Source organism: Millisia brevis NBRC 105863 (genome assembly GCF_001552615.1).
GTDB lineage: Bacteria > Actinomycetota > Actinomycetes > Mycobacteriales > Mycobacteriaceae > Millisia > Millisia brevis.
The window spans coordinates 99,057-112,704 of the sequence record NZ_BCRN01000016.1 but is presented as its reverse complement, the minus strand read 5'-3'; the positions used below and the strand labels follow the sequence as shown (position 1 = coordinate 112,704).

General features: G+C 69.1%; 11 protein-coding genes. 5 read left to right on the top strand and 6 right to left on the bottom strand.

Annotated elements, in window-relative coordinates:
- Positions 1-2 precede the first annotated feature (2 nt).
- Entirely contained in the window at positions 3-2,093 is a 2,091-nt protein-coding gene (locus MB1_RS20065; RefSeq protein ID WP_066911642.1) for a S9 family peptidase, read from the bottom strand.
- A 379-nt stretch (positions 2,094-2,472) separates the two neighbouring features.
- On the opposite strand from MB1_RS20065, the gene aceA reads away from it, so the two are divergent.
- Together aceA and MB1_RS20055 are read left to right on the top strand one after the other, a co-directional pair.
- Positions 2,473-3,762, top strand: a complete 1,290-nt coding sequence (gene aceA / locus MB1_RS20060; RefSeq protein ID WP_066911639.1) for an isocitrate lyase — start codon at positions 2,473-2,475, stop codon at positions 3,760-3,762.
- Between the two features lie 43 nt (positions 3,763-3,805).
- Positions 3,806-4,693 (top strand): 3-hydroxybutyryl-CoA dehydrogenase, encoded by an 888-nt coding sequence (locus MB1_RS20055; protein WP_066911636.1) that lies wholly within the window; start codon positions 3,806-3,808, stop codon positions 4,691-4,693.
- Positions 4,694-4,708: 15 nt separating this feature from the next.
- On the opposite strand, the gene MB1_RS20050 is transcribed toward MB1_RS20055, so the two are convergent.
- Both MB1_RS20050 and MB1_RS20045 read right to left on the bottom strand, forming a co-directional pair.
- Positions 4,709-5,836, bottom strand: coding sequence for an AraC family transcriptional regulator (locus MB1_RS20050; RefSeq protein ID WP_245650279.1), 1,128 nt, complete (start codon positions 5,834-5,836; stop codon positions 4,709-4,711).
- A gap of 49 nt (positions 5,837-5,885) precedes the next feature.
- Positions 5,886-6,860 carry an alpha/beta hydrolase gene (locus tag MB1_RS20045; protein ID WP_066911633.1) on the bottom strand — a complete coding sequence of 325 codons (975 nt, stop codon included), beginning with the start codon at positions 6,858-6,860 and terminating at the stop codon, positions 5,886-5,888.
- A 216-nt stretch (positions 6,861-7,076) separates the two neighbouring features.
- Between MB1_RS20045 and MB1_RS20040 the strand changes: the two genes are divergently transcribed.
- Positions 7,077-8,381, top strand: coding sequence for an HNH endonuclease (locus tag MB1_RS20040; protein ID WP_066911630.1), 1,305 nt, complete (start codon positions 7,077-7,079; stop codon positions 8,379-8,381).
- An 11-nt stretch (positions 8,382-8,392) separates the two neighbouring features.
- Here the strand turns inward: MB1_RS20040 and MB1_RS20035 are convergent, their stop codons facing one another.
- Together MB1_RS20035 and MB1_RS20030 are read right to left on the bottom strand one after the other, a co-directional pair.
- Entirely contained in the window at positions 8,393-8,707 is a 315-nt protein-coding gene (locus MB1_RS20035; RefSeq protein ID WP_157084187.1) for a hypothetical protein, read from the bottom strand.
- Between the two features lie 121 nt (positions 8,708-8,828).
- On the bottom strand, positions 8,829-9,299 hold the full coding sequence (locus MB1_RS20030; RefSeq protein WP_066911624.1) for a MarR family winged helix-turn-helix transcriptional regulator: 471 nt from the start codon (positions 9,297-9,299) through the stop codon (positions 8,829-8,831).
- A gap of 64 nt (positions 9,300-9,363) precedes the next feature.
- Between MB1_RS20030 and MB1_RS20025 the strand changes: the two genes are divergently transcribed.
- On the top strand, positions 9,364-10,311 hold the full coding sequence (locus tag MB1_RS20025) for an NADP-dependent oxidoreductase (RefSeq protein ID WP_066911618.1): 948 nt from the start codon (positions 9,364-9,366) through the stop codon (positions 10,309-10,311).
- 10 nt (positions 10,312-10,321) lie between these two features.
- Positions 10,322-11,350 (top strand): PHP domain-containing protein, encoded by a 1,029-nt coding sequence (locus MB1_RS20020; RefSeq protein WP_066911615.1) that lies wholly within the window; start codon positions 10,322-10,324, stop codon positions 11,348-11,350.
- On the opposite strand, the gene MB1_RS20015 is transcribed toward MB1_RS20020, so the two are convergent.
- Positions 11,347-13,629 (bottom strand): M20/M25/M40 family metallo-hydrolase, encoded by a 2,283-nt coding sequence (locus MB1_RS20015; RefSeq protein ID WP_169801708.1) that lies wholly within the window; start codon positions 13,627-13,629, stop codon positions 11,347-11,349. The genes MB1_RS20020 and MB1_RS20015 overlap by 4 nt on opposite strands.
- Positions 13,630-13,648 lie beyond the last annotated feature (19 nt).

Here is a 13,648-nt window from a genome sequence, read left to right as displayed (position 1 = left end):
CGTCACTCGATACCGAGGGTCGACCGCAGGAATTCGACCTGCAGGGTCAGCAGATTTTCCGCGACCACCTCGTCCGAGGCCATATGCGTGGCCCCGGTCAGCGGCAGCACCCGGTGCGGTCGACCGGCGGCGAGCAGCGCCCCGGACAGCCGCAGCGTATGGGCCATGACGACGTTGTCGTCGGCGAGGCCGTGGATCAACAGCAGCGGGCGGCTCAGCGCCGGTGCGTCCGGGATCAGGCTCGAGCGCCGGTAGGACGGCGCCGCGGTATCCGAGCCGAGGTAGCGCTCGGTGTAGTGGGTGTCGTACAGCTCCCACTCGGTGACCGGGGCGCCCGCGATCGCGGTGTGGAAGACGTCCGGCTCCCGCAGCACCGCCAACGCCGCCAGGTAGCCGCCGAACGACCAGCCGCGGATGCCTACCCGGCCGGGGTCGAGATCCTCGAACCGCTCGACCGCGGCCCGCAGCCCGTCGATCTGATCCTCGAGGACCGGGGCGGCGAGGTCGCCGGCGACCTCGCGCTCGAAGGCCGGTCCGCGGCCGGGGGTGCCGCGACCGTCGACGATCACCACACCGAAGCCCTGATCGGCGAACCACTGGCTGGTCAGATACATCCCGCTCGAGTCCAGCACCCGCTGGGCGTGCGGCCCGCCGTAGGGGTCCATCAGGATCGGCAGCTTCGTGCCGGGAACGTGGTCGCGCGGCAGGATGACCGCAGTGCGCACCCCGCGTGGTCCCGCCGGGAAGATCTCGACGGTCGGCACGTCCGGCGTCGCCGCGAGCGAGCCGATGATGTGGGTGGCGCCCGGGCGTGCCACCCGGGTGATCGCGCCGACGTAGCCGTGGCCGCGCTGGGTGATCACCGTGGTCTCGCCGCCGTTCGCCGCGGCCGCGACGCCGCTCTTCTCGCTCAGTAGCGTGATGCCCTCGTCGCGGGTCCACCGGTGCACGGTGATCGACGTCGGTTCCTCGGAGGCGGTGAAGACGATCGAATCCGTGCCGACCGATCCGACGCCGCGCACCTGCAATCCGACCGGGGTGATCGCGACGTCGTCGACGAAGAGGCGGTGGGTGTCGTCCGAGGTGCCGGCGCGCACCAGTGAGCCGTCCCGCAGCCGGGCCGGTACCCCGGAGACGATGTCCACCCATTCCGGATCGGTGCCGGAGTGCAGCACGGTCGTCTCCCCGGTCGAGGGATCGACCGCCAGGATCAGCACCTCGCGCTGGTCGCGGGATTGAACGGTCAGCAGTGGCCCGTGCGCGTCCCAACGACCGTCGACGACGTACTCGTAGGCCTCGCGGTTCCAACGCACCGGGGTGCGGGCGCCGTCGATGCCGACGATCTCGACGGTGACCACCGCATTCGGGCGCCCCGCGGCGGGGTAATCGATCCGCGCCGGTTCCCGGCCGGGATTGGCTGGATCGGAGATGTACCAGCGGTCGACCGGGGTGTCGTCGACGCGGGTGACCAGCAGTGCGGAGCCGTCGGGTGCCCACCAGAAACCGCGGGCGCGGTTCATCTCCTCGGCCGCGATGAACTCGGCGGTGGCGTAGCGCACGCCCGGCGTCTCCGGCTCGACCAGCACGTCGGTGCGAGCGTCGGCGCCATCGTGGACGAGCAGCGCACCGTCGCGGACGAAGGCGGTCGCGCGACCGGTGGGGTCGACGCGCGGATCGGTGATGCCGGTCGCGCCGGGGATGGGCCGGGGCGGTTCGGCGCCGGCGACGTCGACCAGATAGGCGCGCCCGGAGAGGGCGAAGGCGATCGTGCGGACCGCCGCGTCCGTGGTGTAGCCGACGATGCCGCCCGCCTGTTCGCGGGTGCGCTCGCGGCGGGCGCGCTCCTGCTCCGGCAGCTCGTCGTCGTCGGCCAGGCCCTCGGCCTCGGCGATCGCGCGCGGGTCGGCCAGCAGCCGCTCGACCCCGTCGGCCACGTCGAGCGCCCACAGACAGGTGACCGGATCGGTCGCATGGCGCGAGCGCAGGAACAGCACGGTCGCTCCGTCGGGGGAGACGGTGATCGTGCGCGGCGCCCCGAGGGTGAACCGCTGCGTGCGTGCGTACAGCCGGGGAAAACCGTTCGGATCGGTCACCGTCCCAGTGTGACACCGGGGCGACCCGGGGCCCGGATACGGCCCCCGACGTGCGATTCCCCGACTTCCGAACTCGCCGGTAAGTGATCTGCGTCTCACTTTCGCGGCCGGCTGCTTCCCGGGAGGTGCGTGGACCCCCGGCGGCGCAAACATAACGCCCGTACTGGATAACCGGCGCTACCTGCGGAGATGGATCGCGGCGGGATCGGAATCTTCGCAACCTTGGCAACTCTGGGTGCGCATGTAGCGCGCGTTCACAAAAACCCGAGGTAGACGCGGTTTTGAGGCTGTGCCATTCTCGAAGTGCGTCGCAGGATTTCTGACAATCATGCGAAGGTTTTTCCCGCACTACCGATACCCACAGAGACGGAGACTGTCGATGTCGACGACCGGAGCCCCCAGGACCGCGGCGGAGATTCAGAACGATTGGGATACGAACCCGCGCTGGAAGGGCATCACCCGCAACTACACCGCCGAGCAGGTCGAGAAGCTCCAGGGCACGGTTGTCGAGGAAGCCACTCTCGCTCGCCGCGGTTCGGAGATCCTGTGGGACCTGGTCAACAACGAGGACTACATCAACTCCCTCGGCGCGCTGACCGGCAACCAGGCTGTGCAGCAGGTCCGCGCGGGCCTCAAGGCCATCTACCTGTCGGGTTGGCAGGTCGCCGGTGACGCGAACCTCTCCGGCCACACCTACCCGGACCAGTCGCTGTACCCGGCCAACTCGGTGCCGCAGGTCGTGCGTCGGATCAACAACGCGCTGCTGCGCGCCGACGAGATCGCCAAGGTCGAGGGTGACACCAGCGTCAAGAACTGGCTGGCCCCGATCGTCGCCGACGGCGAAGCCGGCTTCGGTGGCGCGCTGAACGTGTACGAGCTGCAGAAGGCGATGATCGCCGCCGGTGTCGCCGGTTCCCACTGGGAGGACCAGCTCGCGTCGGAGAAGAAGTGCGGCCACCTCGGCGGCAAGGTCCTCATCCCGACCCAGCAGCACATCCGCACCCTGACCTCGGCTCGCCTCGCGGCCGACGTCGCCGGTGTGCCGACCGTGGTCATCGCGCGTACCGACGCCGAGGCCGCGACGCTGATCACCTCCGATGTCGACGAGCGCGACACCGAGTTCCTCGACGGCACTCGCACCGCGGAGGGCTTCTTCGGGGTCAAGAACGGCATCGAGCCCTGCATCGCCCGCGCGAAGGCCTACGCCCCGTACTCGGACCTGATCTGGATGGAGACCGGCGTGCCGGACCTCGAGGTCGCCAAGAAGTTCGCCGAGTCCGTGCGCAGCGAGTTCCCGGACCAGCTGCTCGCCTACAACTGCTCGCCGTCGTTCAACTGGAAGGCGCATCTCGACGATGCGACCATTGCCAAGTTCCAGAAGGAGCTCGGCGCGATGGGCTTCAAGTTCCAGTTCATCACGCTGGCCGGCTTCCACTCGCTCAACTACGGCATGTTCGACCTGGCGCACGGCTACGCCCGCGAGGGCATGACCGCCTTCGTCGACCTGCAGGAGCGCGAGTTCAAGGCCGCCGAAGAGCGTGGCTTCACCGCGATCAAGCACCAGCGCGAGGTCGGCGCCGGCTACTTCGACGCGATCGCCACCACCGTCGACCCGAACACCTCGACGGCGGCGCTCAAGGGCTCCACCGAAGAGGGCCAGTTCCACTGAGTCGCATCAGCGATCGGTGGATGATCGAGGAGGAGAAGTCGACGTGACGGATGACCGGATCGAGCGGGTCGGTGTCGTCGGCGCGGGCCAGATGGGCTCGGGAATCGCAGAGGTCTGCGCCCGTGCCCAGGTGGATGTGCTCGTGTTCGAAAACACCGCCGAGCTCGCCGAGGCGGGTCTGGCCAGGATTCGTAAGTCGCTCGATCGCGGGGTGTCGAGCGGCAAGATCACCGAGCGCGAGCGCGATCAGGCGCTGAGCAAGGTGCGCTCGACCACGGATCTGGGAGACTTCGCCGATCGCCAACTGGTGATCGAGGCCGTGGTCGAGGACGAAGGCGTCAAGGCGGAGATCTTCTCCGCGCTGGACAAGGTCGTCGCCGATCCGAACGCGGTGCTCGCATCCAACACGTCGTCGCTGTCGATCACCCGGATCAGCCGGGCCACCAGCAAGCCGGAACGGGTGGTGGGACTCCACTTCTTCAACCCGGTGCCGGTGCTGCCGCTGGTCGAGCTGGTCACCACGCTGCGCACGAACCCGGCGGCCGCCGAGCGAGCGGAGACGTTCGCCTCGGAGGTCCTGGGCAAGCAGGTTGTCCGTGCGTCGGATCGGTCCGGATTCGTCGTCAACGCGTTGTTGGTGCCCTACCTGCTCTCCGCGATCCGGATGCTCGAATCCGGTTCCGCGAAGCGGGAGGACATCGACAAGGCGATTCAACTGGGGCTCGCACACCCGATGGGCCCCTTGGTGCTCTCCGACCTGATCGGTCTGGACACCGTGAAATTCATCGCCGATGCGATGTACGACGAATACAAGGAACCGCTCTACGCGCCGCCGCCGCTGCTGCTGCGCATGGTGGAGGCCGGACTGCTCGGCAAGAAGACCGGTGCCGGTTTCTACACCTACGAGAACGGCCGAATCGTCACCACATAATCGAATCGGTCGGCATCACAACGCCCGCCCACGCTCGATCCCGGACAGCCCCCGGGTCGACGCGGGCGGGCGTTTGTGGTCGACACGGCGGTCGAGGTCCCGAAAGGCCCGCGGCCCCATTCCCTTCCATCGCCGGAACGCCTGGGAGAAGCTCGACACCTCGACGTATCCGAGGCGGTGCGCGATCTCGGCGACCGGAAGGCGTTGACTGACGAGCAACTCCTCGGCCAGATGCTCCCGGACCTCGTCCAGCAGAGCCCGATACGAGGTCCCCTCGTCGGCCAGCTTCAGCCGCAGGGTGCGTTCGCCGATGTGCAGTTCCCGGGCGAGGTCGGCGGCATCCGGCGGAGCGGGCAGGCGTTCGATCAGCAGATCGCGCACCAGCCTCGACATCCCGCTGCGCGCGCGCCGCTCGTCGAGCAGGTCGCGGCAGTGTCCGAGCACGACGGCGGCGGTCTGCCCATTCGCCTGCGGGAGCGGCACGTCGACCTCCGCTGCGTCGAAGACCAGCATGGTGGCGTCGGCGTCGAAGATCGGCGGCACCCCGAACAGCGACGCGTAACGCGGTAGGACGTCCGCCGGCGGCGCGGGCCGTGTGAACTCGACGCGCCGGAGCGCCCGGGGGGCCGCGAGCAGGTCGCGGTGCAGCGTCTGGATCGCCGCGGCGTCCCGTTCGACGGTGAAGCGTCGCAGGTCCGGCGGGATGCCCAGCGGTTCGAGTAGAAGACGCAACTCGCCATCCGCGTCGTGCACCGAGGTCTCGCTGAGCGAGAAGCTCAGCTCGCCGAACTGGAAGCCGACCCGGATCGTCGACCGCAACGTCGGACTGCTGATCAGCGCGAACCCCCACAGCCCGTAGGACGTCGACCGGAATAGTTCGCCGGCCTCCAGTCCGAGCCCCGGTGGATCACCCAATTCGCGAACCACATTGGCGATAACGGCCAATTCGTCGGTGACGCCCAGCGCCGCGTCCGGATCGGCCAGCTGTCGCTCGGCCAGGCCGGTGCCGGCCAGGCACTGCTCGGTGGTCAGGCCGTGGTCGCGGCCCAGTCCCAGCATCAACAGGGCGCCCATGGCCGATCGCGGAGTACTCCAATGAACCACGACACCCCCGAGGATCGGCCCGGCCTGTGCAGCCGTCATCCTAGCCATCCCGCGCACGACCGTGCCCGACCTCGGCGAACTCCCGCCGTCAGGATGCGGTGACCCGGCCGGCGAAGTCGGCGATCGCGTCGACCATCTGCGCGAGGCCGGGATCCTCGATCGGGTAGTGCCCGGCGTTGTCCAGCAGCGCCGTCTCGACCGGCACCCGGGTGATCCGCGAGAGCACCGGGGTGCTCAGGTGCAGCGGCGACCAGCGGTCCTGTGCCGGCTGCGTCAACAGCACCGGGCAGGCGTCGAAGTCCTCCGGCTCCACGGCGGGGACGTAGGCGCCGTAGCTGCTCAGGAACCGGATCGACACCCAATTCCCGGCGGAGGTGGCATCGTCGGTCATCACCTTCAGAGCGTCCGGATCATTCACCAGCGCAGACATTTTCGACGCGAGGGTCATCGGATACCGCAGCCTTGCCGCCGGGGTTCGGTCGACCATGTTCAACAGGGGCATGCCCACGCGGGAGGTGACGATGTCGTGCGCGGTCTCGTCGCGGACCTGTTGGTTGCGTTGGTCGAGGAAGGTCATGCCGACGATGCCGCGCAGCGTGCCCCGCGGCGCCTTCGCCGCGACGTGGTAGGTCAGCATGCCGCCGGCGCTGAGGCCGTAGAGCACGATCGGGCGGTCGTCGCGGGACTGTTCGTAGGCGAGGAAGTCGACCACCAGGTCGACCCAGTCGTCGTAACTCGGGGTGGTTCCGGGAGCGACGCGGGTCATGCCGTAGCCGAGGTTGTCCAGGGCCACCGTCTCGAAACCCCGTGCGGCGAGGGGTGCGCCGAGAATCAGCGACATCTGCCGGCCATTGGTCCCGACGCCGTGGTGCAGCACCACCTTCGCGGGCGCCTGCGCGTTGCGGTACCGGTCCAGGTGGACGGCGTTGCCGCGCCAGTCCCAGAACTCCTCCTCGGGGGCGGCGGCGTCGTCGAGGCGCAACCGTTCCGGCAGGAAGGTCTGCAGGTCGCGCCAGGCCCGCTGGTCGCGGTAGGTCTGCGGAGTGGTGGTCGTCGTGCTCATCGATGGTTCCTCTCGATCCGTCGCGGCCGGTATGCCGCGATATCCACGAGGTCGAAACTACGAATCCGGCGGCCGTGGCCACAGGTGCCGATCGGCAGGAGAGTTACTCGTTTCGGCAAGGTGATCGAGTTATCCACAGATGGGATTCCGGTCTGGTTCGTGTCGGAGGGTCTCTATATAATCGAACACATGTTCCCATCGGATCATCCTGTGAATATGGGGGAGGCGACTCCCGAAGAGCTCGACTCCTGGATCGACGCGCTGACGCGATCGACCGGGCCCGGAGACGACGCCGCCCGCGTCCGCATGTTGACGCAGCTGGAACGATTGACCAGCGCTGCCGACGGATTCAAGGCCGTCGTGACCGCAGCCTTCAGTCGTTCTCAGCGTCAGACCTGTCGTCTTCCGGAGAAGGCGGAGCGGGTCGAGCGGAGCATCGCGGTGCAGGTCGGGATGGCGCGTCGCGAGTCGCCGCATCGCGGGGCTCGTCGGGTCGGGTTGGCGATGGTGCTGACCACCGAGATGCCGCATACGCTCGCCGCGCTTCGGACCGGGCGGATCGACGAGTGGCGGGCGACGGTCATCGTTCGGGAGACGGCGACGGTGTCGCGGGAGGACCGCGGGAAGATCGACGCGCGGATCGGGGCGGAGATCGATCGGCTCGAAACAGTATCGGTGCGATGTTTGGAGAAGGAGGTTCGTGCCCGGGCATACGAGGCCGATCGGGAGGTCTTCGTGCGGGCGCGCGAACAGGCGGTGAAGGATCGGCGGGTGTCGTTGCGGCCGTTGCCGGGTGGAATGGTTCGGCTGTCGGCGACGGTTCCCCTGGTCGAGGGGGTCGCCGCGTACGCGACCCTGGTCCGGGCGGCGGCCACCGCGGCTGCGTCCGGTGACAAGCGGTCGCGTGGAGCGGTCATGGTCGACACCCTGCTCGACCGGGTGATCCACGGCGTCGTCCCCGCCGGTCCCGGCGCCCGCTGTGTGAACGTTCCCGCCGCGAAGGCGCCGGTGGTTCCGATCGCCGTCAACCTGGTGGTATCCGATGCCACCCTGCTGGCGGGCGGTGATGAACCCGCTCAGTGTGGGGAGTTCGGGCCGATCCCCGCGGACCTCGCGCGCGAGCTGGTCCTTGCCGCCGATGGGGAAGGGTTGCTGACGCTGCGGCGGGTGTACGCCAACCCGACCGGAATCGTGGCGATGGAATCGCGATCCCGGTGCTTCCCACCCGGGGTGGCGCGGCTGATCCGCACCCGGGACCACACATGCCGGATGCCGTATTGCGATGCGCCGGTGCGACATATCGATCACATCACCCCGGTTGCCGACGGTGGGGCGACCACCGCGACACATGGGCAGGGGTTGTGTGAGGGGTGCAATCACGCGAAGCAGGTGGTCGGGTGGTCCACGCGTGTGGTCGACGACCGAACAGGACGCCACACCGTCGAAACGATCACCCCGACGGGGCGCGTCTACCGAAGTACGGCACCACCTCCGCCGCGCTGCCTGGAGTCGACCGGGTAGGGCGCGGCGCGTCAGGCGCCGACGGGCCACCAGCGCTTGACGGTCTCGAGGTGGGTTGCCGGTCCGGTGTTGAAGCAGAGGATCGAGTCGGGGGTGACCTCCCGTGCGATGTTGACGATCTTCTCGAACAGCGGGGTCATCGACGGTTCCAGCCGGATACCTCCGCCCACGATGATGATGTCGTAGTGCCGCTCCAGGACGGTCCGACGGAAGGCTTCGGCGGCGTCGGGCCCGCGGTCGAGGAGACAATTCTCGAGCGTTAGACCGAGTGTGGCGAGATCATCGGCGGCTTTATCGAGTCCGGCCTGCACCTCCTGTGGGGTCACAGTGGGAAAGGCTGCGCTCGGATTGTTGGGGTCAGCGACGGCCGTGGGGTCGAGTCCGACATTGAGGGCGTAATGCACGTTGTTCTCCAAAGGTATGAGATGTTCTGGTGTAGTGGGGTATTCAGCCGACCGGTCGGCCGACCGCGTGTTGCTCGAGGCTGCTCCGCAGCAGATGCAGTGACGAGGCGGTCGTGGCCAGGAAGTCGGGATCGGCATGCGCGGCCAGCAGCTCCGAGAAGGTGCGGTCGAAGGTCCCCTCCGCATCGTCGACGAGCAGGCGACCCGAATCGGTGAGTTCGAGGAACGACGATCTGCGGTCGCTCGGATGTGCCACTCGCGCAATCCATCCCATGGTGACGTGGCGCTCCACCGCCTTGCTGGTCGAACCGATGCCGATCGCGAAATGCTCGGCGAGGTCGATGGCTCGAACGTTGCTGTGCTCGCGGAGATAGCGCAGGAGAAGCAGTTGGCTGACCACGATCCCGTGCTGTGAGCGCAGCGCCTCGTCGAGAGCGTTGTAGAGACGGAGTTGGCACCGCACGAGGTCGTCGAAGACCTCCGCGAGGGGTTGTTCGTGCATCGGCTCGGCCATGACAGCTACTATACTACTTGCCAAGGCAGTAACTTCCTATCCCACTATTGAAAGGTATGCCTCGATGCGCGCGATCGTGATGGACGGATACGGCGGCCCGGAAGCCCTTCGCTTCGACGAGGACTATCCGGCACCGCAGGCCGAGGCCGGACAGATTCTGATCAGAGTCCATGCGTCCTCGGTCAACCCCGGCGTGCTCAAACGGGCCGGCGGAGCGCTGCGCGGCGTCTTCCCCGATCCGGACTTCCCCTACGTTCCCGGTTCGGATTTCTCGGGAGTCGTCGCGGCCACGGGCCCCGACGTGACCCGCTGGAACGTGGGGGATCAGGTCTACAGTTTCGGCGGACCTGGCGGTTCACATGCCGAGTTGACCGTCGCGGACGCCGGCGCGGTGTCCCGCAAACCCGACGGTGTCAGCCACGGCGAGGCGGCCTCCTTGGCGCTGGCGGTACAGACCGCGGCACTGGTCCTGCAGCCGGCAGACCTGCGGGCCGGTCGGACGCTCGCCGTACTCGGCGCAGGGGGTGCGGTCGGAAATGCGCTCGTGCAACTCGCGCATCTGCGCGATATCGACGTGATCGCAGTGGCGAGCGCTCGGTCGCTGGACCGGTTGAAGGCCCTCGGGGGCGCGGGAGCATTCGATTCCGTCGACGCGGTGCCCGAGGGCGTGGATGCGATCGTCAACGCGCTGGGGCCGCAGCTCGATGCCCTTGCCCTGCGGCGTATTCGACGGGGTGGCCATCTGCTCACGCTCAATGCTCCGCCGCCTGCGGATCTAGCCGCGGAAGTCGGGGTGCATGCCCGCTTCGTAAACGCATTGGCATCTCGACCCGGTCCACTCGACGATCTGCATGACGACATCGACGCAGGCCGCATCGCCCCGTTCGTCGGACGGACCTTTCGCCTCGAAGACACCGCCGCGGCCTGGGCGCTGTACGCATCCCGTGAGATTCAAGGAAAGATCGTCATCGACTCGAGTCCCGAGGGCCTGGGATCGACCGGGAGCGGGTAGGCATGTAGGGGTGAGTACCGAATCCCTCGACCCGGTGGTCGCCCTGCGCGAGGTGGCGTTCTGGCTGGAGCGCTCGCGCAACCCGACCCGTCGGGTGCAGGCGTACCGGAAGGCAGCCGACATCATCGGTGCGCTGCCCGACGCGCAACGCCAACGGATCGCCGCCACCGACGACTGGCAGTCCCTCAAGGGGGTCGGGCCGAAGACCGCGGCGGTCGCCCGGCAGGCGGCCGGGGGAGCGGTCCCCGACTACCTACTCGAGCTGCGGGAGGCGGCCGCACCGATCGGATCGGTGGACGGCCTGCGCGCCGCGCTGCGCGGCGATCTGCACACCCACTCGAACTGGTCGGACGGCGGCTCGCCGATCGAGGAGATGATGCTCACCGCCCGGCGCCTCGGCCACGAATACTGCGCGCTGACCGACCATTCGCCGCGGCTGACCGTCGCCAACGGGCTCGACGCCGACCGGCTGCGCCGGCAGCTCGACGTGATCGACGAACTGCGCGAACAGGTTGCGCCGCTGCGGATCCTGACCGGCATCGAGGTGGACATCCTCGCCGACGGCTCGCTCGACCAGACCGACGAACTGCTCGACCGCCTCGACATCGTCGTCGCCTCCGTGCACTCGAGTTTGCGCGACGACCGCGACACGATGACCCGGCGCATGCTTGCCGCGGTACGCCACCCCACGGTCAGCGTTCTCGGCCACTGCACCGGCCGGCTCGTCGAAGGAGACCGCGGCACTCGCCCGCCGTCGGTCTTCGACGCCGACGCGGCATTCGCCGCCTGCGCCGAGGCCGGCACCGCCGTCGAGATCAACTCCCGGCCCGAACGCCGCGACCCACCGGGACCGCTGCTCGAGCAGGCCCTCGCCGCCGGCTGCATGTTCTCCATCGACACCGACGCCCACGCCCCGGGACAACTCGACTGGCAGGGCTACGGCTGCGAACGCGCCGAACGCCACGGGGTCACCGCCGACCGCGTGATCAACACGCTGCCCGCCGACGACCTGCTCGCCTGGTGCGCGGGCGACCGCTAGATCGTCACCGAACGGGAGACGAACGTCGACGGGGCATTGACCACCACATCCTCCGGCGCCACCAACTGGGGGATCGCCGAGACGTCCGGGGTGCTGTCCGCGACCCGCAACTCGACGGTGTCGCCCGCCCCCACCACGGTGAAGCGCACCGTCACCGTCGGCTCGCCGATGAAGCGCACCGACAGCCCGGCTCGATCCGCCTCGTCGGCGGTCGACACCTCGCGTCCCGCGACCACCACCGGGCCGGCGACCGTCACGTCGCCGACGGTCCGCAGATAGAGCTCCGACGCCGCGCGCCCGGAGCTCAGCCGCACCTCGAGGGTGCGCCGATCGCCCTCCCGACGGTCGGACAACACCGTCAGCTCGGGCGCCGCCAGGTCCACCACCGGAGCCGACCCGTACGGCAGGGTCTGGCTGTCCCGGCCGGGAAGTTCCACCGCACCGCGATCCGGCATCAACTGCTGCGCCCACGCGGATTTGGGGTCGGTACCGCCCACGAACTGCGCCGACCGGGTGTCCTGGTCGACCGCGTAGACGATGCTCTCCTGCATCGGCTGCCGCACCGACGAGGCATTGGCGATCACCGCCGTCACCGACAGGGCGACCACACCCACCAGACCCACCGCCACGACCGGAACGACGTCGCGCAGCCGGGGCGTGCGCCGCGTCATCAGAACATCGATGATCGGGTGCAGACAGCCGAACAGCACGATCGCCACCAGACCGGCCGCCGCCCCACCGATCTCCAGACCGATATCGAACATCGCCACCGCGAACGGCACCAGGATCGCCACCGCCGGAGCCGCCGCGACCGCCACCACCGGTACGCCGATCGTCGGACGGACCCGGCCGACCACCAGCGCGCCGGCCACCGCAGGCAGCACCGCCGCGCCGAGGACCAGCGCGTACCCCGGCAACAGGGCCGCGACCACCACCAGCAGGACCGCTCCCAGCAGGGATCCGATCCCGACCTCCGACCGGGACAGCCGTAGCCGCAACACCCCGGCGACCACCATTGCCGCCGCCACCGCGGTGACCATCCCGGCGATCTGCAATGCCCCCGGCCGATACGGATCGCCGACCACGCTCGACACCATCGTCGGGTTCAGTATCGCCGTCACCCACCACGGCACCACCGCGGCCGCCGCCCCGATCGGGATGATCGCCACCCCGGCGACCGCGGCCACCGACAACGCCGCCCACCGGTCGCCCGCCCGGCGGCGCACGATCACCACCGCGGCGGCACCGACCAGAGTTGCCGCCACCACCAGCCATTCGACCCAGCGCGGCGCGTGGACGGTCCGGTCGAGCACCGCCGCCGCCACCGCCGACCCGTCCGAGTTGACCGACGCCAGATCGGTCGCCGCCAATTCCCCTGCCGCGGCCAACGTTACGTCGCCCATCCGCTGCAGCGACTCCGACGACAGGCGATCGGCGGTATCGGTGACGCTGTGATAGTTCGCCGACGAGCCGGTGATCGCCGTGTCGAGGCCCGCCAGCCCCGCCTCCTCGAACCGGGTGAAGTCGGTATCGTTCGGCATCAACTCGAAAGCCGCCTGCGCCCCGGTATCCAAAGCGGCACCACGGATTCCGGAGACGATGCGCACCAGCTCGGCATTCGGGGTGCTCGTGCGGAAGATCGCCGGCAGCCCGCTGCTGCCGCGAGCCTCGTTGTTGATGACCACCATCGGTGCCTCGGACGCGGATGGCGTCAGCGCCCGGCCGAACGCCTCGGCGCCCAGGAGCCCGGACTCCTCGCCGTCGGTGAGCAGCACGGTGACGGTATTGCGGTGCGGCCCGGTCGCATCGAGCGCGCGGGCCACCTCGAGGGCGGTGGCGATGCCGATCCCGTCGTCCGCGGCTCCGGGCGAGCCGGGCACCGTGTCGTAATGCGCGGCGATCAGCACGGATCCGGTCGGATCGGTACCCGGCAACGTCGCGACGATGTTGTCGACCCGCCCGAGCCGTTCGATCGCGTCCCCGGTCGCCTCGACGCTGCCGACGCCCTCGGAAACCTCGGTACGCCAGCCGAGTTCGGACAGGTGCCGCACCAGATAGTCGCGGGCGGCGGCGTGTTCGGGTGTACCGGGGACCCGGGGTTCGTCGACGATCGGCTCGACCGCGGACCGCGCCCGGTCGACGCTGAACACCTCGGCCGGTGCATCGGCCGCCCGCATCTCGACGCGACCGGCGAAGCCGACCGCCACCGTCCCGATCGCGGCGAGCGTCAACAGCGCGATCGCCGCCACCAGACGTGCCCCGACAGTGGGGTCGCTCACCCGCATAGCGACCGAGGCT